Here is a 25,642-nt window from a genome sequence, read left to right as displayed (position 1 = left end):
ACATGATCTGGATACGGTGGAGCGATGCGTCCGATCATTGGCATCACGAGCTACGTGTTGCCCGCGAACTGGGGCGTCTGGCACGACCTGCCGACGGCGCTGATCCCGTACGACTACGTGGCGGCGGTGCGCGAGGCCGGCGGGCGGGCGGTGATCCTGCCGCCCGACGATCAGGACGCGGACGTGCTCGGCGTGCTCGACGGGCTGCTGCTGGCCGGCGGACCGGATCTTGCGCCGGACTGGTACGGCGCGGAGCCCGAGCCCCTCACCGAGGCGCACCCGGAACGGGACGAGGCCGAGTTTCTGCTGACCCGCCGCGCGCTCGACCTCGACCTGCCTATCCTCGGCGTGTGCCGGGGCATGCAGCTGCTCACCGTCGCCGCCGGCGGACGGCTGCACCAGCATCTGCCCGACGTGCTCGGCCACGAGACGCACCGCCCGGCGCCGGGCGTGTACGGGCAGCAGGACGCGCGGTTCGAGACGGGCAGCCGGATCGCCGCGCTGATGGGCGAGGACGTGGGCATCCACTGCTACCACCACCAGGGCATCGCCGACCCGGGCAAGCTCACGGTCACCGGCCGGGCCGCCGACGGGCTGCCCGAGGCGGTCGAGGACCCGGCGCGCCGGTTCGTGCTCGGCGTGCAGTGGCATCCCGAGGTGATCCGGGACCGCCGGCTTTTCGGGGCGCTGGTGGAGGCGGCCCGCTGAGCCTGAACGAGAAACATCGCTCTAAGGACCCGCGGCGACGATGCCGAAGGGTCCGCCAGAGCCGCGACACGAGGAGGAACCCACCACATGCGCAGGCCCCTGATCGGCATGACCGCGTACGCCCAGCAGGTGAAGTACGGCAGCAACGACGTCATGGCGGGCATGCTCCCGATGACGTACGTGCGGGCCGTGCACGCCACCGGTGGACGAGCCGTGCTGATCACCCCGGACGACCCCGACACGGACTTGATCGACTCGCTGGACGGGATCGTGTTCTCCGGGGGAGGCGACATCGACCCGGCGTACTGGGGGGCCGAGCGGCATCCGGAGACCGACGTCGACCCGGCGCGCGACGAGGCGGAGCTGCTGCTCATGCGCGCGGCGCTGGAGGCCGGCCTGCCGGTGCTGGGCGTCTGCCGGGGCATGCAGGTGATGGCGGTGGCCGCCGGGGGCACCCTGCACCAGCATCTTCCCGACCTGATCGGGCACGAGGGGCACCGTGCGGCGTCGGGCACCGACCCGCTGGCCGCGGACGCCTCCGCGTACGGCAAGCACGACGTCGTGGTGCGGGCCGGGTCGCGGGCGCACGACCTGCTGGGCAGCCGTCTCACGGTCAACTCGTTCCACCACCAGGCGGTCGACGACCCGGGCGCCTGCGAGGCAGTCGGCTGGTGCCCCGACGACCGGGTCATCGAGATCATCGAGCACCCGGAGCTCGCGTTTGCCCTGGGCGTCCAGTGGCACCCCGAGCGCACCCCCGACCTGCGCGTCTTCGCGGCGCTGGCCGAGGCGGCGGCCGATCGGGCGGGTGTCGTCCCGGCGGCGATAGCCGCGTAACCCACCACCGGCCCGGTCGATCGCGAACGGCCCCGGGTCGCTACGGCCCGGACCGCAGTGGCGGGTGCGGCCCGTGCTGTGGTTGGGGACCGTGCGGCCCCGTACGCGTGATGGGATTGTCGTGTAACCGGTGTTACGGTGCTCAACCATGGGCGCGGCAACCCCTCCGCATCTGGTCAAGGCTTTCGAGCGCGGCGGCGAGATGGGCCGCCGGATGCTGGAGTTCGACTGGAGCGAGAGCCCGCTGGGCCCGCCGGGGACCTGGCCCGAAGAGCTGGTCAATGCGGTATGCACCATGCTCGCCTCCCGTGCGCAGATCATGGTCTTCCATGGCGACGACTACTGCGGGCTCTACAACGACGCCTACATCCCGGTCGCCGGCGGCAAGCACCCGGACTTCCTCGGCAAATCCGCCCGGCTGATGTGGGCCGAGTCCTGGAGCCAGCTGACGGATCTCTTCGGCGGCGTGATGAAGAGCGGCACCGCCTACTTCGGCTCGGATCTTCTGTTCACGCTGGAGCGGAACGGCTTCCTCGAGGAGACGTACTTCAACATCTCCTACGACCCGATCCGGCGGCGCGACGACCAGGTCACCGGGCTCTTCTGCATCGTCAGCGAGACCACCTGGCGGGTGATCGGCGAGCGGCGGGTGAGCACGCTGAGCGCCCTCGGGTCGCGGCTGGCCGACTCGCCCGACGAGGCGACGCTGCACGCCGAGGCGATCGCGGTGCTCGGCGAGAACAAGGCCGACATGCCGTTCGCGGCGCTGATGCTCGACCCGGACGAGATGCCGCCGCCGGTGCGGGACGCGGCGATGAACGGGCGCGGCGGCACGATCGTGTTGCGGGAGATCACCGAGCCGCCGCCGATCGCCGCCGAGCGGGCGCTGGTGCTGCCGGTGATGATCGGCACGAGCGTGGTGGGCGCGCTGGTGGTGGGGGTGAGCCGGCTGCTCGCGCTCGATCAGTCCTATCGCGACTTTCTCGAGCTCGCGGTCGCCCAGATCTCCCGGGCGGTCACCAACGTGCGCGCCTACGAGCTGGAACGATCCCGGGTCGCCCAGCTCGCGGCGCTCGATCAGGCCAAGACCAACTTCTTCTCCAACGTCAGCCATGAGTTCCGGACGCCGCTGACGCTGATCCTGGGCCCGCTGGAGGACCTGCTCGCCGACCCGGCCCTGCCCGCGGCCGAACGCGAGCGGCTGCTGCCGATGCACCGCAACGGCCTGCGGCTGCTCAAGCTGGTCAACACGGTGCTCGACTTCTCGCGGCTCGAGTCGGGCCGGATGCGCGCCGACTACCGCCCGACCGACCTCGCCGACTACACCGCGCGGCTGGCCAGCACGTTCCGCTCGGCCGCCGAGCGGGCCGGCCTGGAGCTGGCGGTGGACGTGTCGCCGCTGCCGCGGCCGGTCCTGCTCGACCGCGAGATGTGGGAGAAGGTCGTCCTCAACCTGCTCTCCAACGCGGTCAAGTTCACCCCGTCCGGCCGCATCGAACTGCGCGTCTCGGCCGAGGACGACCAGGCCGTGCTGACCGTCCGGGACACCGGCGTCGGCGTGCCGCCCGAGGAGCAGCCGCATCTGTTCGACCGGTTCCACCGGGTGACCGGCGCGTGGGCCCGCACCCACGAGGGCACCGGCATCGGGCTCGCGCTGGTCCGCGAGCTGGTCGAGCTGCATGGCGGGTCGGTGGCCGCGCAGAGCGAGCTGAGCCGCGGCAGCGTCTTCACCGTGCGCGTTCCCCTCAGCGAGGCGCACCTGCCGGTCGGGCAGGTCAGCGAACCCGATGCCGTCCCCCGGCTCTTCCTCGAGGAGACCTACTCCTGGTTGCGGGACGAGTCACCGTCCCTCGACGAGCCGGCCGGCGACGGCGGCCACATCCTGCTCGTCGACGACAACGCCGACCTGCGCGATCACGTGGCGCGGCTGCTGCGCCCGTACTGGAAGGTGTCCACCGCGGTCGACGGCCAGGCCGCGCTGGAGCTGGCCCGGGCGCAGCGGTTCGACCTGGTGCTGACCGACGTGATGATGCCGCGGCTGGACGGCTTCGGGCTGATCGCGGCGCTGCGGGCCGACGAGCGCACCCGCGACGTGCCGATCGTGGTGCTGTCGGCCCGGGCCGGCGAGGAGTCGTCCGGCGAGGGCCTGGCCGCGGGCGCCGACGACTACCTGGTCAAGCCGTTCTCGGCGCGCGACCTCACCGCGCGGGTGCGCGCCAACCTCGACCTCGGCCAGGCCCGCCGTCAGGTGATCAGCCGGCTGCGCGGGCTGGTCGACGCGGCGGCGGCGGTGAGCACGGTGCGCACCACGGCCGAGGTGCTCGACGTCGCGGCCCGGCACGTGCAGGCGATGACCGGCGCCGGCCGGGTCTTGGTGACCGTGCCCGGCGCGCGGGCCGAAGTGGACGGTGGCGGCTCGCCCTCGGCGCCACCCGACGTGCGGATGGCGCTGCCGGACACCTCCGGGGCGGCGGTCGGCGAGCTGCGGGTCTGGTCGGGCCCGGCGGGTGCGCCCGAGCCGGCGGTGCTGACCCAGCTGGCCCGCCTGATCGGGTTGCGGCTCGCGAACGCCCGGCTCTACGAGGCCGAGCACCGCATCGCCAGCACGCTGCAGCACAGCCTGCTGCCGCAGTCGCTGCCCCGGGTGCCGGGGGCGATCGTGGCCAGCCGCTACCTGCCGGGCAGCAGCGAGGCCGAGGTCGGCGGCGACTGGTACGACGTGATCGCCGCCCCCGACGACCGGCTGTTCCTGGTGATCGGCGACGTGGTCGGCAAGGGCGTGCAGGCGGCGGCCGTGATGGGGCAGCTCCGCAACGCGCTGCGGGCGTACATCCTGGAGGGCTTCGACTGCGGCGCCGCGCTCACCCGGCTGAACAGGCTGGTCGACAACCTGGGCCGGCGTCAGTTCGCGACCGTCGTGTGCGTGCGGTTCGACCCGGAGGCCCGGCAGCTGCACTTCTCGGCAGCCGGGCATCCGCCGCCGGTGCTGGCGCGTCCGGGCCGGCCGGGGGAGTTCCTGTACGGCTCCGCGCTCGGCCCCCCGATCGGCGCGTTCGCGGTCGCGGAGTATCCGACGCTGGAGGCGAGCTTCGAGGCCGGCAGCCGGCTGCTGCTCTACACCGACGGGCTGGTCGAGGACCGCAAGATCGGCATCGACACCGGCCTGGCCGAGCTGCTCGACGACGCCGCGAAGCCGGCCGACCACGTCGAGGACCTGCTCGACGCGCTGCTGGCGAAGGCGGCCGGGCGCACCCGCCGGGACGACATCGCGCTGATCGCGGTGGAGGCCACCGAGCCGCACGAGTTCGTGCTGCGGCTGCCGTCCGACCCGACCCGGCTCAGCGTGCTGCGCCGCCGGCTCGATGACTTCCTCACCGGCAACGGGGTGCCCGAGGCTGACGTCTTCGACCTGACCGTGGCGGTCTCCGAGGCGGCGGCCAACGCGATCGAGCACCCGGTGGACCCGATCGAGCCGCTGATCACGGTGGAGGCGTCGGTCGAGCCGGGCGCCGTGGTGGTGACCGTGCGGGACACCGGGACGTGGCGGCCGGCCGAGGAGGGTGGCTACCGGGGGCGGGGGCTGTCGCTGATCGGGGCGCTGACCGACCTGGCCGTGCTGCGGGGACCGGACGGCACCACGGTGACGCTGCGGCGGCCGATCAGCGATCGGTGACGAGCCAGGGCTGGGCGGACAGGCCCGAGATCTCGAGGACCCGGCGCACCTGCGACGAGGGCAGGACCCGCAGGCGCTCGCCGTAGAGCTCGGCGAGCTGGAGCAGGGCGTGGATCGCGGCCGAGTCGAAGAACGTCACGTCGCGCAGGTCGAGCGTCGCGTACGCGGCGTCGTCCTTGGTCGCGGCGCGGAACATGGCGTCGGCGGTCGACATGTCGACCTCGCCGGACACGGTCACGACGGCCCGATCTCCGGCCACGGCGGCGGTGGCCGAGAAGTTGGGGTCCACCCCCTCTTGATCCACGAACCTACGATTTCACAGGGGCCCGAGGGCAGCAAGAACCGGGCGAACAGCTCAGCCGACCCGTTATGGTGCGGCCGCCGCCACAGGTTCCGGTGCGCTATCCGGCGATAGGCTGGGCGTATGACCGTTCGTGCCCCATTGGCGCCGGGAAGACAATCGCCCTGGCGGGCGGTCCCGGCGCAGATCGTCCGCCCCGAATACGTCGGCAAGAAGCGCCCGAAAGAGTGGCTCGGATCGCACGTGCAGACCCCCGAGACCATCGAGAAGATGCGGCTCGCCGGGCGGATAGCGGCGCAGGCAACCCAGCTCGCCGGCGAGCACTGCAAGCCCGGCGTCACCACCGACGAGATCGACAAGGTGGTGCACGAGTTCCTGTGCGACCACGGGGCGTACCCGTCGACCTTGGGCTACAAAGGCTTCCCGAAGTCGTGCTGCACGTCGCTCAATGAGGTGATCTGCCACGGCATCCCCGACTCGACGGTGCTCGAGGACGGCGACATCGTCAACGTCGACGTCACCGCCTTCCTGAACGGCGTGCACGGCGACACCGACGCCACGTTCCTGGTCGGCGACGTCAGCGAGGAGGCGCGCCTGCTCGTCGAGCGCACCCACGAGGCGATGATGCGCGGCATCCGGGCGGTCGCCCCCGGCCGGCCGATCAACGCGATCGGGCGGGTCATCGAGGCGTACGCGCGGCGCTTCGGCTACGGCGTGGTCCGCGACTTCACCGGCCACGGCATCGGCGAGACGTTCCACTCCGGCCTGTACATCCCGCACTACGACAACCCGCGGCTCGACACGATCATGGAACCCGGGATGACCTTCACGATCGAGCCGATGATCACCCTGGGCACCCACGAGTACGAGGTCTGGAAGGACGGCTGGACGGTCGTCACCAAGGACCGCAAATGGACGGCCCAGTTCGAGCACACCCTGGTGGTGACCGAGGACGGGTACGAGATCCTCACCCTGCCGTGAGCGCGGCCGTCGAGCACCATCACGCCGACGTCTCCGGCGGCTGGCTGCGGGCCGCGACGTTCGGCGCGATGGACGGCCTGGTCACCAACATCGCGCTGATCGCCGGCGTGGGCGGCGGCGGGGTCAGCCGCAACACCCTCGTGCTCACCGGCGTGGCCGGACTGGTCGCCGGCGCGATCTCGATGGGCCTCGGCGAGTACACGAGCGTGCGCACCCAGAACGAGCAGGTCTCGGCCGAGCTGGCGAAGGAGCGGCACGAGCTCGAGGTCAACCCCGAGGGCGAGGCCGAGGAGCTGGTCGAGGCGTGGACCGCGCGCGGCCTGCCCGAGCATCTGGCGCGGGAGGTCGCGGCGGTGCTGCACACCGACCCCGAGGCGGCCCTGCGGGTGCACGCCCAGGAGGAGCTGGGCGTGGTGCCCGACGAGCTGCCGAGCCCCTGGGTGGCGGCCGGCTCGTCGTTCGTCTGCTTCTCGGTCGGCGCGATGTTTCCGCTGGTCACCTACCTGCTGGGCTTCGACAGCCTGTGGCTGGCGCTGGGGGTGGGCGGCCTCGGTCTTTTCGCCGCCGGCGCGGTGGTCGCGCGATTCACCGGCAAGAGGTGGTGGCTGAGCGGGCTGCGGCAGCTTGCGCTGGGCGGTCTGGCCGCCGCTGTCACGTACGGGATCGGCACGCTACTCGAATAGCAGGGCCAGGTTGCCGTCCACCGGTTGCCCGCGGGCGGCCAGCTCGCCGGCCTGTTCCTTGAGGACCCCGCTCAGCTCCTGCATGTCGGCCCCGGCCACCCCGGTGCGGCGGACCGCGTCGGCGGCGTTGCGGAAGTACGTGCGGGTCAGCAGGCCGGTGACCAGCGCGGCGTGCAGGCGGGACTCGGCGATCATGACGAGTGCGGCGTCGGTCTCGTACCACTCGGCCAGCCGCACCGCCCGGGTGTGCGCGGCGCTCGCCAGGGCCCAGTTGTGCCGGGCCAGCGCGCTGAACTCGGGCGGCCGCGCCTCGGCGAGCCGGGCCAGGTGGGTGTCGCGCAGCTTGCCGAACCAGCCGTTCGGATCGTGCAGCGCGTGGGTGGTCACGTAGCGATCGGCCTCGAGCGGCCAGCGGGACGTCAGCTCCCGCGCCCGCCGGATGCCTTCGTCGACGGTCACCACCTCGAGGTCGACGAGCGTGCCGTCCACCCGGCGCAGCGCCGGCTTCGGACCGGCCGTCGGGCGGTACTTCACCACCAGCAGGTTGACGTCGCTGCCGTCGTGGTCGTCGCCGTGCGCGAGCGAGCCGTGCACGCCGATCGCGTGGACCTCGGCCGGCCACCGCCGCTCGATCACGTCGCGCAGGCGGATCGCCAGCTGTCCCCGCGGCGAGGTCTCCTCGAACACCTCGTCATTCTCGGTGTTTTGCCGGTCACCGGAAGGTGCGCGCCAAAACGCCTATTTCGCCCTTCCGGGGAAAGCCATCGTCACCGGCGACATCGCGGCGAGCCGGCGCCAGCGGGTCGCGCGCACGGCCGCGTCGGTCATCGCCGCCAGCGCGTTGGTCCGCTCGTCGCCGGTCGTCACGGCCAGCACCGGCCGCCACGCCTGGGCGACCCCGTCCTCGACCTGGACGGCCAGCTTGAGCGCGGTGGCCCGGTCGGTCACCGGGAACGGCATCTCGTACCCGGCCGGCGAGGTCTGCGCGTGCTCCAACTTGGCGACCAGGTAGTCGCGGCGCTGGCGATGAATCTGCTCGGCCGCCCTCGCCTCGGTCTCCTGGCCGGCTTTGACCCCGATGATTCCGTACGCGTAGATGGCCGCCTCCTCGGCCGCGAGCGCCGCCGCCAGCTGCTCGGTCACCGCAGGGCCTCGACATGCGTGGCGCGGCAGGCGGCGATCGAGCCGACCAGGGCGGCCCGCTCGGCGGGGGCCGCCTTGCAGGCCGCGACGGCGTTGCGCTGGGCCGTCTGCTCGGCCGTCCGCAGGTCTTTCGCGGGTTCCGGCGGGGCGCTGCCGGCACTTGCGAGCGGGTTGATCAACTTGGTCAGCTCGGCGGCGTGCGCCCGGTGGTCGGCGGCGAGCGGGGTGAGGCGGGCGCTCGCGGCGGGGTCGGCGGCGATCGCCCGGTCATAGGCGGCGGCCAGTGCGAGGGCCTCGTCGAGCAGGGGCTGCAGCGGGTCGGGCGGGGGCGGTGGCGCCGGCTCGGCATCGCACGCGGCCAGGGCCGTCATGCCGGCGGCGGCGATCAGCAGGCCGCGCCGCGTGGGTCCCGTCTTGCTCCTCCGCACGGCGCTCAGTCAACACCATTGCGGCGGATGGCCGCGAATGAGTGTCGATTCGGAGCGCCGAGGGACGACCCGGGCGTCCCGCGCGTTACGCTCTGCGTCAGCCGCGGGGCATCTCGCCCGGCGGCATATAGTGCTTTCCTTTGACGCCGAGCGAAAGGTCGAGCCCGATGACGCAGCGTGGTCGCGCCGGTGCCCGGCCTGGCAACCGCCGGCCCCGCGAGGAGGGTCCTCCTCCGGCGCCGCGGATCGACCTGGCGGCCGCCCGCACCCGGGTGCGCGAGGTGATCACTCCGGTGATCGAGCAGGCCGGCTACGACCTCGAGGACGTGAACGTGTCGCGCGCCGGGCGCCGGCACGTGGTGCGGGTCCTGGTCGACACCGACGGGGGAATCAATCTGGACGACGTCGCCGTGGTCTCCCGCGAGATCTCGACGGCTCTCGACGAGGCCGAGGAGCGCGGCGGCGAGGTGCTGGCCGGGGAATACCAGCTGGAGGTCGGCTCCCCCGGGATCGACCGCCCGCTCACCCTGCCGCGGCACTGGCGGCGCAACCGGGGCCGCCTGGTCGCGGTGAACGGCCTGACCGGCCGGGTGGTCGACGTGGACGACACCTCCGTGGTGCTCGACGTCGACGGCGTGACCCGGTCGCTGGCCTTCGCCGAGCTGGGGCCCGGCAAGGTGCAGATCGAGTTCAAGCGCATGGACGAGGCCGAATTCGGCGACGAAGAAGATGACGAAGACGATGGGGAGGGCGATCAGTGAACATCGACCTCGCGGCGCTGCGCGCACTGGAGCGCGAGCGGGAGATCCCGTTCGAGACGATCCTCGCGGCCATCGAGACCGCGCTGCTGACCGCCTACCGGCACACCGAGGGCGCGCAGGGGCACGCCCGGGTGGAGATCGACCGCAAGACCGGCGTGGCGTCGGTGCTCGCCCAGGAACTGGACGCGGACGGCACGGTCGTCCGCGAGTGGGACGACACCCCGCACGACTTCGGCCGCATCGCCGCCATGACCGCCAAGCAGGTGATCCTCCAGCGTCTGCGGGAGGCCACCGACGAGCAGCACTTCGGCGAGTACGCCGGGCGTGACGGCGACCTGATCACCGGCATCGTGCAGGCCGACGCGGCACGGGCCGAGAAGGGCATCGTGACCGTCGACCTCGGCAAGATCGAGGCGGTGCTCCCGCAGTCCGAGCAGGTCCCGGGCGAGACCTACGAGCACGGCTCCCGCATCCGGGCGATCGTCGTGCACGTGGCCAAGGGCTTCCGCGGGCCGCAGGTGACCCTGTCCCGCTCGCACCCGGCCCTGGTCAAGAAGCTGTTCGCGCTCGAGGTGCCGGAGATCGCCGACGGCACCGTCGAGATCGCCGCGATCGCGCGTGAGGCAGGTCACCGCACCAAGATCGCGGTGCATTCGACCGTCGCGGGCGTGAACGCGAAGGGCGCGTGCATCGGCCCGATGGGCCAGCGGGTCCGGGCCGTGATGAGCGAGCTGCACGGGGAAAAGATCGACATCATCGACTGGTCGGAGGACCCGGCGCAGTTCGTCGGCAACGCGCTCTCGCCGGCGAAGGCCCTGCGTGTCGAGGTGGTGGACGCCGCCACCCGGACGGCCAGGGTCACCGTGCCCGACTTCCAGTTGTCGCTGGCCATCGGGCGGGAGGGGCAGAACGCCCGGCTCGCCGCGAGGCTCACCGGATGGCGTATCGACATCCGGCCGGACAACGAACCAGCCGGTGCCGCCGACCGCCAGGACCGCTCGGACCGTGATGCGGCCGAGGCGGGAAGCTGACCGGCTACGCGGCGCGCGCAGCCGAGGGGTAGACTTTTCCATGGTCGGCCCGATACGCACCTGTGTCGGTTGCCGTAAGCGTGCGCCGGCCTCCGAGTTGATCCGGTTCGTTTCGACCGGCAGTGGGGTTGATCTCCGCTTGCAGGTTGATGCGGGCCGCCGATTGCCGGGCCGGGGAGCGCATCTGCATCCCGATCCGGCCTGCTTCGCGCTGGCGGAGCGGCGTCGTGCCTTCGGGCGCGCGTTGCGATTCACCGGTGTTGCTGACACCGGTCCGCTCGCCGAGCACATCCGTACGGTCTCCATGCCGTGCGGAACGACCGATGATCCGGCGTAGGCGCCGGATCACGACCCAGCAAGGTAGGACGACCCAGATGAGCACACGATGAAGTCCCTGAAATGAACAGGCTTCTAGTGCACGAGTGAGGTCGTTGCGGGTGCGCTCGCACGACCTCGAAGTGAGGAGTGCAGTGCCAGGCAAGGCCCGCGTACACGAGCTCGCGAAGGAGCTCGGGGTCGACAGCAAGACCGTTCTCGCCAAGCTCAAGGAGATGGGCGAGTTCGTCAAATCCGCATCCAGCACGGTCGAGGCCCCGGTGGCCCGGCGGTTGCGTGGCGCCCTCGAGGCCGGTTCCGCCCCCGCGGCGGCGCCCTCCTCCGCGCCGAGCGCCCCGGCTCCCGCCGCCGCTCGTCCGGCTCCGACCAGCGCGCGGCCGCAGCCGCCGCGCCGGCCCGCCGCTCCGGCCGCGGGTGCGCCCAGCGCACCCACGTCCCCGGCGCCGTCGCCCGGCTCGTTCGCGCGTCCCAAGCCGCCCGCGCCCAGCCGTCCGGGCCCCACGCCCGGCCCGGTCGCCAAGCCGGCCAGCGCCCACGACATCGAGGTCGCGGCGGCCGAGGCACGTGCCTCGGCGCTCAAGGCCGAGCAGGAGGCCGCGGTCAAGGCCGCGCAGGCCGCCCGCACCCGCGACGCCGAGCGTCGCGCCCAGCAGCCGCCGTCCGAGGGTCGCCCGAGCGGCAGCCCGCGTCCGGGTCCCGGTGCGGTTCCGCCGCGTCCGGGCTCTCCGGCGGCCGGCGGACGCCCAACCACGCCGGGAGCCCCCGGCGGTCCCCGTCCGGGCCCGGCCGGTGGCGCTCCGCGCCCGCCGTCCCGCGGTCCCGGCAACAACCCGTTCGGCGTCTCCGGTGGCGCGGCCGCGCGGCCCACGCCCTCGGCGATGCCTCGTCCCAACCAGCCCGGCATGCCGCCGCGGCCGAGCCCGGCGTCGATGCCGCCGCGGCCCAGCCCCGCGTCCATGCCGTCGCAGCGTCCCGGCCGTCCCGGCCCGGGCGGTGGCGGTGGCGGCGCCGGTCGTCCCGGTGGCCCCGGCGGTGGCCGTGGCGGCCCCGGTGGCGGTGGCGGTGGCTTCCGTCCCGGTGGCGGCGGTGGCGGCGGTGGCGGCTTCCGTAGCGGCGGCGGTCCCGGTGGTGGCGGCGGTGGCGGTGGCTACCGTGGCGGTCCCGGTGGTGGCGGCGGTGGCGGTGGCTACCGCGGCGGTCCCGGTGGCGGCGGCGGTGGCGGCGGCCCGGTCGGCGCCGGTGCTCCGGGTCGTCCCGGTGGCGGCGGTCGTGGCCGTGGCGGCGGCGCCGCGGGCGCCTTCGGGCGTCCGGGTGGCCGGCCCACTCGTGGCCGCAAGTCGAAGAAGCAGCGGCGTCAAGAGTTCGACAACCTGTCGGCTCCGGCCATGAGCTCGGGCGCGCCCCGCGGCAACGGCCAGGAGATCAGGCTGTCGCGCGGCGCGTCGCTCTCCGACTTCGCCGAGAAGATCAACGCGAACCCCGGTTCGCTGGTCCAGGAGATGTTCAACCTGGGCGAGATGGTGACGGCGACGCAGTCCTGCAGCGACGACACGCTGCAGCTGCTCGGCGAGCACCTCGGCTTCGACGTGCAGATCGTCAGCCCCGAGGACGAGGACCGTGAGCTGCTCGCGCAGTTCAACATCGACCTCGACGCCGACGTGGACGAGGACCGGCTGGTCTCCCGTCCGCCGGTCGTGACCGTCATGGGTCACGTCGACCACGGTAAGACGAAGCTGCTCGACGCGATCCGCAAGACCAACGTGGTCGCCGGCGAGGCGGGTGGCATCACCCAGCACATCGGCGCCTACCAGGTGCATTACGACCACAACGGCCAGGAACGGGCGATCACCTTCCTGGACACCCCGGGTCACGAGGCGTTCACCGCCATGCGTGCCCGTGGCGCCCAGGTGACCGACATCGTGATCCTGGTCGTGGCCGCCGACGACGGCGTGATGCCGCAGACGGTCGAGGCGTTGAACCACGCCAAGGCCGCCGAGGTGCCGATCGTGGTCGCGGTCAACAAGGTCGACAAGCCGGACGCCAACCCGGAGAAGGTGCGCCAGCAGCTGGCCGACTACGGCCTGCTCGCCGAGGAGTACGGCGGCGAGACGATGTTCGTGAACGTGGCCGCCAAGCCCGGGATCGGCATCGACGAGCTGCTCGAGGCCGTGCTGCTGACCGCCGACGCGTCGCTGGAGCTGACCGCTCCGGTGGACGGGGCGGCCCAGGGCGCGGTTGTCGAGTCGCACCTCGACAAGGGCCGCGGTGCGGTCGCGACCGTGCTGGTGCAGAAGGGCACGCTGCGTGCCGGCGACTCGATCGTGGCGGGCGGCGCACACGGCCGCGTCCGCGCCATGCTCGACGAGAACGGCAACCAGGTGGCCGAGGCGCTGCCGGCTCGTCCGGTGCTGGTCCTCGGTCTCACCTCGGTTCCCGGCGCGGGCGACACCTTCCTCGCCGGCGAGGACGACCGCACGGTCCGGCAGATCGCCGAGCAGCGGCAGGCCCGCCGCCGTGCGGCGAGCTTCGCCAACTCGCGCACCAAGGCGACTCTCGAGACGCTCATGGAGCAGCTCAAGGAGGGCGAGAAGACCTCGCTCACCCTGGTCATCAAGGGCGACTCGTCCGGTTCGGTCGAGGCCCTCGAGGACGCGCTGTTCAAGATCGAGATTCCGGACGAGATCCAGCTCAAGGTCATCCACCGCGGCGTCGGTGCGATCACCGAGAGCGACGTGAACCTGGCCTCGGCGTCCTCGGACGCCACCGCCACGATCATCGGGTTCAACGTCCGGGCCTCGAACAAGGTCAAGGAGATGGCCGACCGGGCGAACGTGGAGATCCGCTACTACAGCGTGATCTACCAGGCCATCGAGGAGATCGAGGCCGCGCTCAAGGGTCTGCTCAAGCCGGAGTACGAGGAGGTCGAGCAGGGCACCGCGGAGATCCGCGAGGTGTTCCGGTCGTCCAAGATCGGTCTCATCGCCGGCTGTCTGGTCCGCAGCGGTCTCATCCGCCGCAACGCCAAGGCCCGCATCCTGCGGGAGGGTGTCGTGGTGGCCGAGAACGTCACGATCAGCTCGCTGCGCCGGTTCAAGGACGACGCGACCGAGGTCCGCGAGGGCTTCGAGTGTGGTCTGACCTTCACCGGGTTCGGCACGCCGCAGATCGGCGACGTGATCGAGACCTTCGAGATGCGCGAGAAGCCGCGCGCGTAGTCCGCTAGTCAGGAACGGCCCCCGGCGCTCCGGCGTCGGGGGCCGTTTTTACAGAATGGTTTCCATGCCCCGGTACGCCCTGCTTCTCGCGCCCTCCGCCAATCGCGTCTACGCCGACCAGGCCGCTCGGCTTGCCCGTGCGGAGTTGGCCGCCTTCCGATCCGCACTTTCCACCGAAATCTCGGACATCGGCGGTGCGGTGCTCGGCGGGGTCGAGTATTTGACCTTCGAGGGCTCGCTGGCTGACCGGGACATTTCGTACATTTCTAATTTGTCGGCTGCTTACGCACTCTTCTCAGTGGAAGGTGAGCTGCTGCGGCCGGTCGAGCTAACCCCGCTGGCCCGCTACGACAGTGACCTGATCACGATCCCGAAGTACGCGGGCAAGACCAACGAGCAGTTCACCAAGCTCGTCCTCAACCTCACGCTGCTCGCCTCCGCCTCGGCCGATCGGATGCTCGACGGCCACCTCACCGTGCTCGACCCGCTGTGCGGCCGCGGCACCACGCTCAACCAGGCGCTGATGTACGGCTACGACGCGGTCGGCGTGGAGATCGACGGGAAGGACGTCGAGGCGTACAAGCTGTTCCTGCAGACGTGGCTCAAGCGCAAGCGTCTCAAGCACAGCGCCGACCTCGTCCCGGTGCGCCGGCAGGGCCGCCGGGCCGCGCGGCGCCTCGAGGTGACCATGGCCGCCAGCAAGGACGACCACAAGGCCGGAGCGGTGCAGAAGGTCACCGTGCTGCAGGCCGACACCACCCAGCTCGACGGGCTGCTGCGCGGGGGCGTGGCGGACGTGCTGGTGGCCGACCTGCCGTACGGCGTGGCCCACGGCAGCTACGACGACCAGGGCGGCATCACCCGCAGCCCGCTGGACCTGCTCGAGCGGGCGGTGCCGCACTGGCTGCCGCTGGTGCGGGCGGGCGGGGCTTTCGGGCTGTCCTGGAACACCAAGGTGGCCCGGCGCGAGCTGGCCGAGGACATCCTGGTCGCCAACGGCCTCGAGCTCGTGCCGCAGGAGCCGCTCGAGCACCGGGTCGATCAGGGCATCGAGCGGGACGTCCTGGTGGCCAGGAAAGTCGGCTGATTTCTGTCGCACGTCGGCGGTACGGTGCTCGCGATGTTTACCGAAACCGCAGTGTTCGACCTGCTCCTGCCCAGCGACTCGCGGTCGCTCAAGCAGAAGCGCTCCTACGTCCGCCCGATCATCGCGATGCTTCGCAAATTCGAGGTGAGCGTCGCCGAGGTGGGCTATCACGACCTGCACGGCCGGGCCCAGATCGGCGTGGCTGTTGTCGGGCCTGACGCGGCACAGTGCCGTGCCGTGATCGACACCTGCGAAAACCAGGTGGCCGGTCGTCCCGAGATCGACCTTTTGTCCGTCAAACGGCGGGTGTACGGCGACGACGATTAGGCAACAGAGCGTGGGTACGCTTCAGCAGTTGGGCGGGAGATGTTGGACCCGCGGGATTCACAGTCGGAGGTGGGCGATATGTCGGACCCGGCCAAGACGCGTCGGCATGCGGAGCGCGTCAGGGAACTGGTGGCGTCGCTGGTGCGTGAGATCAAGGACCCCCGGCTCGGCATGGTGACGATCACGGACGCCCGGATCACCGGCGACCTGCGTGAGGCCACCGTCTACTACACGGTCCTGGGCGACCCGACCGAGCAGGCGGCCACCCAGGCCGCGCTGGAGAGCGCCAAGGGGATGCTGCGCAGCCGGGTGGGTCACGCCCTCGGCCTGCGGCACTCGCCGAGCCTCGCCTTCGTGCTCGACAACGTCCTCGACCACGCCAAGGAGATCGACGACCTCCTCGCCGAGGCGCGGTCGCGGGACGAGGAGGTCCAGCGCCTCTCCGCCGGCAAGCAGTACGCGGGCGACCCCGACCCGTACAAGAGCGAGGACGAGGACGAAGAGGGCGGCGAGGGCGCCGAGCGGGTCGGCGCGCGCGAGGACCTCGGGTGACGACTCCCTCGGGTGAGCCCGGGGGAGTGACCGACGCGGAGTGGGCCGCGGCCGTCGAGGCGGTCCGCGGGCTCACTCCGGGCCCGGAGGGCGACGAGATCCAGCTCATCTGCCACGTGAACCCCGACGGGGACGCGCTGGGCAGCATGCTCGGGTTCGCCCTCGGCCTGCGGCGGCTCGGCTTCGCGCGGTTGCGGGCGACGTTTCCGGGCGACTTCGAGGTGCCCACGCCGTACCAAAGCCTGCCCGGTCTTGATCTTCTTGTGCCGCAGAATGCGGCTTACCCCAGCCCCGACGCGGTGTTGACCTTCGACGTCGCCGCCGAGTCGCGGCTCGGCGACCTCGCGCGGCTGCTCGCGGCGCCCTGCGTGATCGCGCTCGACCACCACGCGTCGAACACCCGGTTCGGCCGCATCGATCTGGTCGACCCGCATGCGGCGGCCACTTCGGTCGTGGTCGAGGGCCTGCTCAGCCGGCTCGGCGTGCCGCTGGACGCCGAGATCGCGGAATGCCTCTACGTGGCGCTGGCGACCGACACCGGCTCGTTCAAGTTCGACATGACCACGTCGGCCGTGCACGAGCTCGCCGCGCGTCTCATCGCGACCGGCATCAGCCCCGGCGACATCTCGCGGCGGATCTTCGACACGCGGCCCTTCGGCGCGATGAAGCTGGCCGGCGAGGTTCTGGGCCGGGCCGAGCTCGACCCCACGGCCGCCGGTGGCCGCGGCATGATCTGGACCTACGCGACGCTGGACGATCTCGCCCGCTACCAGCAGCGACCCTACGTTCTGGACACGCTGATCGATCCGGTGCGCGGCGTGGCCGAGGCGGATGTGGCCGTGGTCGTCAAGCAGTCCGGCGACGGTGAGTGGGCGGTGTCGCTGCGCAGCAAGGGCGCGGTCGACGTGAGCAAGGTGGCGGTCGCCCTGGGCGGCGGCGGGCATCGGCTCGCGGCGGGCTTCACCGGGCACGGGACGCCGGGCGAGGTCATCTCATCGGTTCGCCAACTTCTCGATCAAAACCTCATCTGACGTACGTCCCTGCGGCCGGAACCCGGGTCGCCACGCGACCCGGGCGCCTGGTCACGGCCCTGCCGCGACCGCCGGGCTGACCTGCCGGGCCCGGGTCACGCCGTCGCCACGGTCCACCCGAAGGGCGCCAGCGCGACCTCGCCCGCGCTCAGGTCGGCGTTCGTGTCGCCGGCCTCGGCGTGCCAAGGCCGGGACGGAAGCTCGGCGGTGGCCGGGGTGTCGCCGAAGTTGAGCGCGACCGCCACGCCCTGACCCTCCGGACCGGTCAGCGTGTAGGAGAGGACGCCGTTGCCGAGCGAGTGGACCTCGGTGGTGGCGCGGACCAGCCACGGGTGCCGGCGGCGGATGCCGATCAGCAGCTGGTGCAGGCGCTGCGTCTCCTCGTCGCCGCCGTCGGTCCAGGCCGGGCGGATCGCGTCGTCGCCGCCCTCGCGCTCCTCCTTGACGCCGCGCCAGGCACGCTCGTCGCCGTAGTAGACCGACGGGATGCCGCCGACGGTGAACAACACGGCCAGCGCGTGCGGAAGGTGGCGCGGCTCGGTGAGTTGGCTGGCGATGCGGGTCACGTCGTGGTTGCCGACGAAGGTCTGCGGGGCGTACGTCGCCAGCAGGTCGTCGTGCCGGCCGAGGGCCCAGGCCAGCTCGTGCGGGTTCACGTCGTTGAGCGAGCTCCAGATGGCCTTCCACAGCTCGTACTGGGTGACCGAGTCGAGGCCGCCCTCGGTGACGTAGGACGTGTAGTCGCCGCGGATGACCTCGCCGGAGAACCACACGTCGGGGTGCTTGGCGCGGGCCCGGTCGGTGACCGTGCGCCAGAACGGCAGCGGCACCGCGTAGGCCGCGTCGAGCCGCCAGCCGTCGACCCCGCGGTCCAGCCAATAGTCGAGGACGCTGGTGACATAGTCGGCCACGGCCGCGTTCTCGTGGTTGAGGGCCACGAGCTGACGGTGGCCCTCGAAGATGCGGAAGTCGTCGCCCTCGCGGACGAACCAGTCGGCGTACGGCGAGCTGTCGCCCTGGCGGGCGACGTCGGCGAACTGCGGGAACGAACGGCCGACGTGGTTGAAGACGCCGTCCAGGAGCACGCGTACGCCCTTGGCGGCCGCTTGCTCGATGAGGTGGATCAGGTCGTCCTCGGTGCCGAGGCGGGGGTCTACCCGGAAGTGGTCGATCGTGTCGTAGCCGTGGGTCTCGGCGGCGAAGACGGGGCCGAGCATGAGGCCGTTGCAGCCCAGTTCCAGCACGTGGTCGAGCCGCTCCGCGAGCTCTTGGAGGCGGTGCTGCGGCTGCCCTTCCGATATTTCCGATTTTTCGGCATTTAGGTAGCCCAGCGGATAGACGTGCCACCAGATGGCGTAGTCGGACCAGCGCACTCGGGCCTCCCCTTTTCGCAGTTGATGAACCGTCCCAGGTGACTCGCGGGTAACTGTCGGGTGTCCGTCGTTTGTCTCGCAAGGTGGGAACGACGTCTCGATCCCGAGACCTGAACGATAGTTTGGTCCTTAACGGTGATTTGGTTTTGCGCGGGCCGTGACCATCGTCCGCCGCGAGACCTCGAGCCACCCGGGTTCACCTACTCGGGCCGCGTCACCTTCGCCATGCGTCCGGCGACCCCGGACCGGCCCTGTGACGCCCCGCTCGACCGATTCGTTGGGCGCGTGTCCGTTTGCCGCGCCCTCACACCGTGGAGGAACCACGATCATGGCTGCCAAGCCGAAGCCCCAGCCCACCGACGAAGCCCGCGAGCAGGCGCGCCGCGCCCTGCAGACCTCGCTGGACACCCGGCAGTAGGGCGTAAGTACTCAACTGAATTGCGATCCTTACGGCTGGGCGGGCATCATGACTACTCATGAGCCCGCCTGCCCGGCCGTCATCGGCATCATCGGCTGACTCGTCGGCCCCTTCTCCGGCCGACTCGTCGGCTGCTTCCTCGGCCGCCGATGCTGCTTCTTCAGCGGCCGCTGCGGCCACCGCCGCCGGCAGCACTGCCACCGGCGTCCAGGCGGCGCCGCCCACCGCGCGTGGGATCGTGCGGCTTGCTGTGCCGGCGCTTGTGGTGCTGGCCGCCGAGCCGCTCTACGTGCTCGTCGACACCGCCGTCGTGGGCCACCTCGGCCGGGTTCCGCTTGCTGCCGTCGCCGTCAGCGGCACCGTCATGTCGGTGGCCGCCTGGTTCGGCACGCTCATGGCTTACGGCACCACCGGCCGGGCCGCTCGCCGCTTCGGCGCCGGGGACCGTGCCGCGGCCGTGGTCGAGGGTGTGCAGACGTCTTGGCTCGCGCTTGCCGTGGGCGTACTCATGGCACTGCTCGCCCAAGCCGTCGCCGGACCACTCGCCTCGGCCCTCGCGGGTGACCCCGAGATCGCGGACGCCGCGGCCGGATGGCTGCGGATAGCGGCACTCGGCGCGCCCGGCCTGCTCCTCGCCGCCGCCGGGAACGGCTGGATGCGTGGCGTGCAGGACACTCGCCGGCCGTTGCTCTTCGTGCTCGGCGCGAATGTGCTCTCCGCGATCCTGTGCCCCGTGCTCGTCTACCTGGTGGGGTGGGGGCTGACCGGCTCGGCGGTGGCGAACGTGGTCGCGCAGAGCGTCTCGGGTGGCTGCTTCCTGGTCGCGCTGATCAGGGAGACCCGCGCGCTGCGGCCCCAGCCGCGGATCATCCTCGAACAGGTGAAGCTCGGGCGCGACCTGCTGATCCGGGGTGCCGCCTTCCAGGCGTGCTTCCTCTCCGCGACCGCGGTGGCGGCACGCTTCGGAGTCGCCGCGGTCGGTGCGCATCAGATCGCGTTGCAGCTGTGGTTCTTCAGCGCGCTCGCCCTCGACGCGGTGGCGATCGCGGCGCAGTCGCTGGTCGGCGCGGCGCTGGGCGGCGGCGACGCCCGGGCGGCCCGCGACGTGGCTCGCCGGGTGACCATCGCCGGCGGGGTGGCGGGCGTGGCGTTCGCGCTGCTCGCGGCGGCCGGGTCCGGGGTGGTGCCGGGCTGGTTCACGCCCGATCCGTCAGTGCACGAGCAGGCGGCGGTGGTGTGGCCCTGGTTCGTCGGGCTGATGCCGTTCGCGGGCGTGGTCTACGCCCTCGACGGTGTGCTGATCGGGGCCGGTGACGTGCGCTACCTGCGCAATCTGACGCTGGCCTCGGCGTTGCTGGGCTTCCTGCCGGCGGTCTGGCTGGCCTACGCCCTGGACCTCGGCCTGGGCGGCGTGTGGGCCGGGCTGGGGATGTTCATCCTGATCCGCTTCGTGACGACGGTGTGGCGCTGGCGCTCGGGCCGATGGGCGGTGCTGGGCGCGACCCGCACAGCGTGACTCTCGGGCTTGACTCTCCCCCAAGGGGAGACACCAGGCTGTGACCCATGAACACAGCGACAAACACGCGAACCCTAAGGTGGGCGGGTGAGCGCGGATGGTCTGATCGTGGTGGACAAACCAGCGGGGATGACCTCGCACGACGTGGTGGCGCGGATCCGCCGCCTGGCAAAAACGCGCCGGGTCGGCCACGGCGGCACGCTCGACCCGATGGCCACCGGCGTCCTGATCATCGGGGTGAATCGAGCGACCCGCCTGCTGACGTATGTGATTGGTTCGTCCAAGAGCTACGCGGCCACGATCCGCCTGGGCCAGTCGACGATCACCGACGACGCCGAGGGTGACGTCACGGCGGTAGCGTCCGTCGCCGGCGTCACGGAGGAGGCGATCCACGCCGGCCTGGCCGCGCAGCGTGGCGAGATCGACCAGGTGCCGAGCGCGGTGAGCGCGATCAAGGTGGACGGCAAGAGGGCCTACAAGCGCGTCCGCGAGGGCGAGGCCGTCGCCCTGCCGCCGAGGCGCGTGACCATCGCACGCTTGGACGTCCTCGACATCCGCCGCGCCGTCGCGGGTGCCGTGGACGTCGCGGGTTCCGTGGATGTCGCCGGGCCGGTGGGTGGCGCGGGAGCCGTGGATGTCGCGGGTTCCGTGGATGTCGCCGGGCCGGTGGATGTCACGGGATCCGTGGGTGTCGCGCGAGCGGTGGACGTCGTCGACGTGGACATCGAGGTGGACTGCTCGTCGGGCACCTACATCCGGGCGATCGCGCGCGATCTCGGCGCGGCGCTGGGCGTGGGCGGCCACCTGACTGTCCTGCGTCGCACCGCGGTGGGGCGCATGACCCTCGCCGAGGCCCTCACGCTCGACGAGTTGGAGGCCCGGGCGCCGGAGGTAGTCGGCTTGTCCATGGCCGACGCGGCACGACAGACGTTCCCGCAGCGCACGGCCACCCCCGACGAGGCCCGGGTGCTCAGCCACGGCGGCCCGCTCGAGCCGGTAGGCATCGCCGGCCCATACGCGGTCTTCGACCCGGCCGGCGACGTGCTGGCCATCGTCTCGGAGCGCGAGGGCCGAGCCCGGGCCGAGATCGTCCTCGCCCCGGCCTGACCCACGCCCCGGCCTGACCGACGCCCCGAGCTGCCCTGCGCTTGCGGTGCCCTGCGCTCTGGGGTGACTCGCGGTCTGGGGTGACCGCGCCGTCGCTGGGTCGCGCCGTCGCTGGGTCGCGCCCTTGCTGGGTTGCGCCCTTGCTGGGTTGCGCCCTTGCTGGGTTGCGCCCTTGCTGGGTTGCGCCCTTGCTGGGTTGCGCCCTTGCCGGGTCGCGCTCTGGCTTGCCGCGCTCCTGGGTGACCGCGCTCTGGCGTGACTTGCGTCCCTGGTGACCGCCCGCCGGCTTGGGCGCCGGGCGCATGGGCGGGGCGGGTCAGGGGGTCAGGTGGCGGGCGATTGTGGCTACCAGGTCGGCTGCGGCGTAGGGCTTGTCCAGGAAGTCGTCGCAGCCTGCTTCTATGGCGGCGGCTCTGTCCTGGGGGAGGACGCTGGCCGTTACGGCTACGACCGTTGGTTTGGGGGGATCGGCCTCGGAGAGTTCGCGGGCCAAGGTCAGGCCGTTGCCGTCGGGGAGGTTCATGTCCAGGAGGATCAGGTCTATGTGATCGGTGGCTATTTGGGATCTGGCGGCGGCCAGGCTGGTGGCGTCTACGACCCTGGCCTCGCGGACCAAGGGGTCGGTGGAGCGGGAGAGGACTGCCTTCACCAAGGTGCGGTTCAGCTCCTCGTCCTCGACCAGCAGGATCGTGCTCATCGTTACTCCGTTCAGCCGGTCGTGGGGGCGGGGTGCCTCGGACGGGTCGTGGGGTGGGGCTCGGTGGGGAGGTCGCCGTGCGGGGCCAGGGGCAGGCGGACGGTGAAGGCGCTTCCTTTCCCTAGCGCGGAGACCAGGGTGATCTCGCCGCCGTGGGCCTCCACCAGGCGTTTGGTGAGAGCTAGCCCTAGGCCGGTGCCTGCTCGCTGGCGGTCGGGGTCGCCTACCTGCTGGAACTCCTCGAAGACCCGCTCCTGGTCCTCGGCGGCTATCCCCACGCCGGTGTCGGCCACCGTCACGTACGCGTCATCGGCCTCCTGATGGGCCGCGACCGTGACGTGACCGGTGGGCTCGGTGAACTTGATGGCGTTGGAGAGGAGGTTCTCGACGATCTGGCGGAAGCGGACCCGGTCGGCCAGGGCGGTGATCGGCGGCAGGTCGGTGCGCACCTCGATCTGCTTGGTTTTGAAGAGCGGCGCCAGGCCGGTGAGCAGCTCCGTTACCGCCGTGTCGAGTCGTAGGGGAGCGGGGCGCAGCTCCAGGTGGCCGGCCTCGACCTTGGCCAGGTCGAGGATGTCGTTGATCAGGCCCAACAGGTGCCGGCCGCTGGTGTGGATGTGGTCGACCCACTCGGCGGGGACGCGGCGGCGGTCGCCCTCCGGCTCCTCCACGCGCATCAGGTCGCTGAAGCCGATGATCGCGTTGAGCGGGGTGCGCAGCTCGTGGCTCATGTTCGCCAGGAAGGCGCTCTTGGCCTGGTTGGCGCGGGTCAGGGCGTCCACCGAGGCGCTCAAGGTCTCGGCTACGGCCTGGCGCTCGGCGAGGATGCCGGCCTGCCCGCCGAGCGCGGCCAGCAGGCGCAGGTCGTCGTCGCTGAACAGGGTGCGGTGGCGGTTGAACAGCAGCACCGCGCCCTCCACGTCGGGGGGCACGGGCATGCTCAGCACGGTGACGAAATCGTCGCCCAGGTTGTCGCCGTAGTGGGCGACCAGGGCGGGAGCGCCCTCGCGCAGGCGGGACTGGCGGCCGGCGGGGATCAGCGTGGTGAGCTCCTCGGCGTCCAGCTCCGGATGGCTGGGCATGTGCGGGCCGGCGAAAGCGGTCTGTGCGAGCTGGCCGTCGGGGCGGGGCATGAAGACCGCGACGGCGTCGGCGCCGGTCTGCTCGCGCATCAGCTCGGCGTAGAGCTGCCACACCTCGGCCGACGACTCGGCGGGGGCGCGCAGCAGGCGCTCGGTGACGCTGTGGGCGGCGCTGGCCGAGAAGACCCGGCGGAGCCAGCGCGGCGGAAGGAAGGCGACCAGATATCCGAGGCCGCTGGCCAGGGCGAGCACCCGGCTGAGCGCGAGCAGGGTGGCGTGGCCGTCCCAGAGGCCGTTCAGGCCGATAAAGATGATCATTATGGCGAAGGCGAGGGTGGCCGCGGCGGCGATCATCAGGCGGGCGCGGTTCGCGCCGGCGCGGGTGCGGGCCTTGCCGTAGAGCAGGGCGGCCGGGACGGCCTCGCTGAGGCTGAAGCCGATCACGACGGCGACCAGTGCGCGGTTGTCGAGCGGGCGCGGCTCCCGGACGATCGGGACGGCCAGGGCCACGTACGCGCAAAGCACCAGCCGGTCGAGCCAGCGCGGCACGTGCCGGAGCCGGGCGGCCATCCGCAGCGTGAGATAGGGCTGGGCCAGCAGCGCGGTGGTGGAGACGAGGCTCACCCAGGTCGGCAGGTCGCCACCCAGCCGCCGGGTGATGTCGGCGCAGAAGACGACCGTGCACGGCAGGAAGACAAGCGTGACATTGCCCTGCAGGGAGTCCCGCCGGCGCAGGTAGCCGCCCAGCGCGCGGAGGAACAACACCGCGAAGGTGAACTCCGCCGCGAGGAGGACGAGAGGGCTCCACTCGATGCGCATATCGGTCTCAATCGTAGCGTTTCGGGCACGAGGTCAGCCCGAGGTCGCGAGTGCTGACCGATACGCTGTGCGCGGGAACCGAGGAGGGCGGCAAGGATGCAGCGGTGGCGGGGCTACGAGGCGGTGCCCGGCGGGTGGGGCCGGTCGGTCGTCACGATCGGCGTCTTCGACGGTGTGCACCGCGGCCATCAGGCGATCATCGGGCACGCGGTGAAGCGCGCCCGCGACCTCGGCCTCCAGTCGGTGGTGATGACCTTCGATCCGCACCCGGCCGAGGTGGTGCGCCCGGGCTCGCACCCGGCGGTGCTCACCGAGGCGGTGCGCAAGGCCGAGCTGATCGAGCAGTTGGGCGTCGACGCGCTCTGTGTGGTGCCGTTCACCCCCGACTTCTCCCGCCTGCCGGCCGAGGCCTTCGTGCACGACGTGCTGGTCGAGGCGCTGCACGCGGCGGTCGTGGTGGTCGGTGACAACTTCCGCTTCGGGCACAAGGCGGCCGGCGACGTCGCGCTGCTGGAACGGCTCGGGCGCTCGTTCGGCTTCACGGTGGAGGACGCGCCGCTGGTCTCCGCCGACGGGGTGGTGTTCTCCTCGACGTACATCCGCAGCTGTGTCGATGCCGGTGACGTGCGCGCCGCGGCCGCCGCACTCGGCCGGCCGCACCGCCTGGGTGGCGTGGTGGTGCGCGGTGACCAGCGCGGACGCGAGATCGGCTTCCCGACGGCCAACCTGATGGTGCATCGCTATGCGTCGGTGCCGGCCGACGGTGTCTACGCGGCCTGGATGATCCGGGGCGGCGAGCACGCGGGCCGGCTCCCGGCGAGCGTGTCGATCGGCACCAATCCCACCTTCTCGGGCCGCGAGCGCCGGGTCGAGGCCTACGTGCTCGACTTCGCGGGCGACCTCTACGGCGAGCGGATCAGCCTCGACTTCGTCGCCCACCTGCGGGAACAGCGCGTCTACGACGGCATCGAGCCGCTGGTCGCGCAGATCCGGGAGGACGTCGAGGAGACCCGAGTTCTGCTTCAATGACCCCCTGGTAGGGTTGGTAAGACGTCGGCTACCCGACGTTCCTCGTTGTATCTAAGAGAGCTTCCGCGAGCCTGCCCGACGCCGCGGGTGCGGAAGCCATCATCACCGGCAACACAGAATTACGGAGAACATGGCGCTCGATCAAGAGACCAAGACCAAGATCATCGACGAGTACAAGGCGCAGGACGGCGACACCGGGTCGCCCGAGGTGCAGGTCGCGATGCTGACCAAGCGGATCGCCGACCTCACCGAGCACCTGAAGGTGCACAAGCACGACCACCACAGCCGTCGTGGGCTGCTGCTGCTGGTCGGCCGCCGCCGGCGCCTGCTCAACTACGTGCAGAAGAAGGACATCCAGCGCTACCGGTCGCTCATCGAGCGGCTCGGCCTGCGCCGATGACCTGACGGGGGAGCGGCCGCCTGGCTGCTCCCCCTCTCGGTTCAAGCCGAGAAAACCCACGGACCCGCGCGGTTGCAGGCCAACAGACACCGGTCCTCGGTAGTGGT

The 25,642-nt window shown here is 71.7% G+C and carries 24 protein-coding genes; 17 read left to right on the top strand and 7 right to left on the bottom strand.

Features of this window, described 5'->3' with window-relative positions; all coding sequences use genetic code 11:
• Window positions 1-24 precede the first annotated feature (24 nt).
• The 3 genes from ACQPZX_RS42535 (at window position 25) to ACQPZX_RS42525 (ending at window position 5,218) form a co-directional block, all read left to right on the top strand.
• Window positions 25-708, top strand: coding sequence for a gamma-glutamyl-gamma-aminobutyrate hydrolase family protein (locus ACQPZX_RS42535; protein ID WP_433368942.1), 684 nt, complete (start codon window positions 25-27; stop codon window positions 706-708).
• Window positions 709-795: 87 nt separating this feature from the next.
• Window positions 796-1,545 (top strand): gamma-glutamyl-gamma-aminobutyrate hydrolase family protein, encoded by a 750-nt coding sequence (locus ACQPZX_RS42530; RefSeq protein WP_433368939.1) that lies wholly within the window; start codon window positions 796-798, stop codon window positions 1,543-1,545.
• A gap of 148 nt (window positions 1,546-1,693) precedes the next feature.
• The gene (locus tag ACQPZX_RS42525) at window positions 1,694-5,218 is read left to right on the top strand and encodes a SpoIIE family protein phosphatase (RefSeq protein ID WP_433368936.1); all 3,525 of its coding nucleotides are present in this window, start codon (window positions 1,694-1,696) and stop codon (window positions 5,216-5,218) included.
• Here the strand turns inward: ACQPZX_RS42525 and ACQPZX_RS42520 are convergent.
• On the bottom strand, window positions 5,205-5,522 hold the full coding sequence (locus tag ACQPZX_RS42520) for an STAS domain-containing protein (RefSeq protein ID WP_433368933.1): 318 nt from the start codon (window positions 5,520-5,522) through the stop codon (window positions 5,205-5,207). The genes ACQPZX_RS42525 and ACQPZX_RS42520 overlap by 14 nt on opposite strands.
• A 120-nt stretch (window positions 5,523-5,642) precedes the next feature.
• Here ACQPZX_RS42520 and map point away from each other — a divergent pair, with 120 nt between their 5' ends.
• Complete coding sequence (gene map, locus ACQPZX_RS42515; RefSeq protein ID WP_433368930.1) at window positions 5,643-6,500, top strand: type I methionyl aminopeptidase; 858 nt, start codon at window positions 5,643-5,645, stop codon at window positions 6,498-6,500.
• Window positions 6,497-7,183 (top strand): VIT1/CCC1 transporter family protein, encoded by a 687-nt coding sequence (locus ACQPZX_RS42510; protein ID WP_433368928.1) that lies wholly within the window; start codon window positions 6,497-6,499, stop codon window positions 7,181-7,183. The genes map and ACQPZX_RS42510 overlap by 4 nt, the downstream gene beginning before the upstream one ends.
• On the opposite strand, the gene ACQPZX_RS42505 is transcribed toward ACQPZX_RS42510, so the two are convergent.
• Genes ACQPZX_RS42505 through ACQPZX_RS42495 form a run of 3 tightly spaced genes read right to left on the bottom strand, consistent with a single transcriptional unit; the run spans window position 7,172 to window position 8,697 of the window.
• The gene (locus ACQPZX_RS42505; RefSeq protein WP_433368925.1) at window positions 7,172-7,870 is read right to left on the bottom strand and encodes a nucleotidyltransferase domain-containing protein; all 699 of its coding nucleotides are present in this window, start codon (window positions 7,868-7,870) and stop codon (window positions 7,172-7,174) included. The genes ACQPZX_RS42510 and ACQPZX_RS42505 overlap by 12 nt on opposite strands.
• A 51-nt stretch (window positions 7,871-7,921) precedes the next feature.
• Window positions 7,922-8,326 (bottom strand): ferritin-like domain-containing protein, encoded by a 405-nt coding sequence (locus ACQPZX_RS42500; RefSeq protein WP_433368922.1) that lies wholly within the window; start codon window positions 8,324-8,326, stop codon window positions 7,922-7,924.
• Window positions 8,323-8,697 carry a hypothetical protein gene (locus ACQPZX_RS42495; protein ID WP_433385788.1) on the bottom strand — a complete coding sequence of 125 codons (375 nt, stop codon included), beginning with the start codon at window positions 8,695-8,697 and terminating at the stop codon, window positions 8,323-8,325. The genes ACQPZX_RS42500 and ACQPZX_RS42495 overlap by 4 nt, the downstream gene beginning before the upstream one ends.
• 224 nt (window positions 8,698-8,921) lie before the next feature.
• On the opposite strand from ACQPZX_RS42495, the gene rimP reads away from it, so the two are divergent.
• The 8 genes from rimP to ACQPZX_RS42455 all read left to right on the top strand — a co-directional run bounded on the left by rimP (window position 8,922) and on the right by ACQPZX_RS42455 (window position 17,094).
• Entirely contained in the window at window positions 8,922-9,515 is a 594-nt protein-coding gene (rimP, locus tag ACQPZX_RS42490) for a ribosome maturation factor RimP (protein WP_433368919.1), read from the top strand.
• A complete protein-coding gene (gene nusA / locus ACQPZX_RS42485) occupies window positions 9,512-10,546 on the top strand; it encodes a transcription termination factor NusA (RefSeq protein WP_433368915.1) in 1,035 nt (344 codons plus the stop codon). Before rimP ends, nusA begins: the two co-directional genes overlap by 4 nt.
• The gene (locus ACQPZX_RS42480; protein WP_433385785.1) at window positions 10,524-10,883 is read left to right on the top strand and encodes a YlxR family protein; all 360 of its coding nucleotides are present in this window, start codon (window positions 10,524-10,526) and stop codon (window positions 10,881-10,883) included. The genes nusA and ACQPZX_RS42480 overlap by 23 nt, the downstream gene beginning before the upstream one ends.
• Window positions 10,884-11,016: 133 nt before the next feature.
• Window positions 11,017-14,097 carry a translation initiation factor IF-2 gene (gene infB, locus ACQPZX_RS42475; protein WP_433368913.1) on the top strand — a complete coding sequence of 1,027 codons (3,081 nt, stop codon included), beginning with the start codon at window positions 11,017-11,019 and terminating at the stop codon, window positions 14,095-14,097.
• 64 nt (window positions 14,098-14,161) lie between these two features.
• Complete coding sequence (locus ACQPZX_RS42470; protein WP_433368910.1) at window positions 14,162-15,184, top strand: TRM11 family SAM-dependent methyltransferase; 1,023 nt, start codon at window positions 14,162-14,164, stop codon at window positions 15,182-15,184.
• 33 nt (window positions 15,185-15,217) lie between these two features.
• Window positions 15,218-15,511 (top strand): DUF503 domain-containing protein, encoded by a 294-nt coding sequence (locus ACQPZX_RS42465; RefSeq protein WP_433368907.1) that lies wholly within the window; start codon window positions 15,218-15,220, stop codon window positions 15,509-15,511.
• A 78-nt stretch (window positions 15,512-15,589) separates the two neighbouring features.
• Window positions 15,590-16,063 carry a 30S ribosome-binding factor RbfA gene (gene rbfA, locus ACQPZX_RS42460; RefSeq protein WP_433368904.1) on the top strand — a complete coding sequence of 158 codons (474 nt, stop codon included), beginning with the start codon at window positions 15,590-15,592 and terminating at the stop codon, window positions 16,061-16,063.
• Window positions 16,060-17,094: a DHH family phosphoesterase gene (locus tag ACQPZX_RS42455; protein ID WP_433368901.1), complete on the top strand. Its 1,035-nt coding sequence runs from the start codon at window positions 16,060-16,062 to the stop codon at window positions 17,092-17,094. The genes rbfA and ACQPZX_RS42455 overlap by 4 nt, the downstream gene beginning before the upstream one ends.
• A 95-nt stretch (window positions 17,095-17,189) precedes the next feature.
• On the opposite strand, the gene ACQPZX_RS42450 is transcribed toward ACQPZX_RS42455, so the two are convergent.
• Window positions 17,190-18,467: an alpha-amylase family glycosyl hydrolase gene (locus ACQPZX_RS42450; RefSeq protein WP_433368898.1), complete on the bottom strand. Its 1,278-nt coding sequence runs from the start codon at window positions 18,465-18,467 to the stop codon at window positions 17,190-17,192.
• Between the two features lie 476 nt (window positions 18,468-18,943).
• Between ACQPZX_RS42450 and ACQPZX_RS42445 the strand changes: the two genes are divergently transcribed.
• A complete protein-coding gene (locus ACQPZX_RS42445) occupies window positions 18,944-20,401 on the top strand; it encodes an MATE family efflux transporter (RefSeq protein WP_433368895.1) in 1,458 nt (485 codons plus the stop codon).
• Window positions 20,402-20,530: 129 nt separating this feature from the next.
• Complete coding sequence (gene truB / locus ACQPZX_RS42440; protein WP_433385782.1) at window positions 20,531-21,508, top strand: tRNA pseudouridine(55) synthase TruB; 978 nt, start codon at window positions 20,531-20,533, stop codon at window positions 21,506-21,508.
• Between the two features lie 316 nt (window positions 21,509-21,824).
• On the opposite strand, the gene ACQPZX_RS42435 is transcribed toward truB, so the two are convergent.
• Both ACQPZX_RS42435 and ACQPZX_RS42430 read right to left on the bottom strand, forming a co-directional pair.
• Complete coding sequence (locus ACQPZX_RS42435; RefSeq protein WP_433368892.1) at window positions 21,825-22,205, bottom strand: response regulator; 381 nt, start codon at window positions 22,203-22,205, stop codon at window positions 21,825-21,827.
• An 11-nt stretch (window positions 22,206-22,216) separates the two neighbouring features.
• Window positions 22,217-24,106 (bottom strand): sensor histidine kinase, encoded by a 1,890-nt coding sequence (locus ACQPZX_RS42430; protein WP_433368889.1) that lies wholly within the window; start codon window positions 24,104-24,106, stop codon window positions 22,217-22,219.
• Window positions 24,107-24,202: 96 nt separating this feature from the next.
• Here ACQPZX_RS42430 and ACQPZX_RS42425 point away from each other — a divergent pair, with 96 nt between their 5' ends.
• On the top strand, window positions 24,203-25,135 hold the full coding sequence (locus ACQPZX_RS42425; RefSeq protein WP_433368886.1) for a bifunctional riboflavin kinase/FAD synthetase: 933 nt from the start codon (window positions 24,203-24,205) through the stop codon (window positions 25,133-25,135).
• Window positions 25,136-25,265: 130 nt separating this feature from the next.
• Window positions 25,266-25,535, top strand: a complete 270-nt coding sequence (gene rpsO / locus ACQPZX_RS42420) for a 30S ribosomal protein S15 (protein ID WP_026206975.1) — start codon at window positions 25,266-25,268, stop codon at window positions 25,533-25,535.
• The last annotated feature ends 107 nt before the right edge of the window (window positions 25,536-25,642 follow it).

Source organism: Actinoplanes sp. CA-142083 (assembly GCF_050942195.1).
GTDB lineage: Bacteria > Actinomycetota > Actinomycetes > Mycobacteriales > Micromonosporaceae > Actinoplanes.
This window is presented reverse-complemented; position numbering and strand designations above follow the sequence as displayed.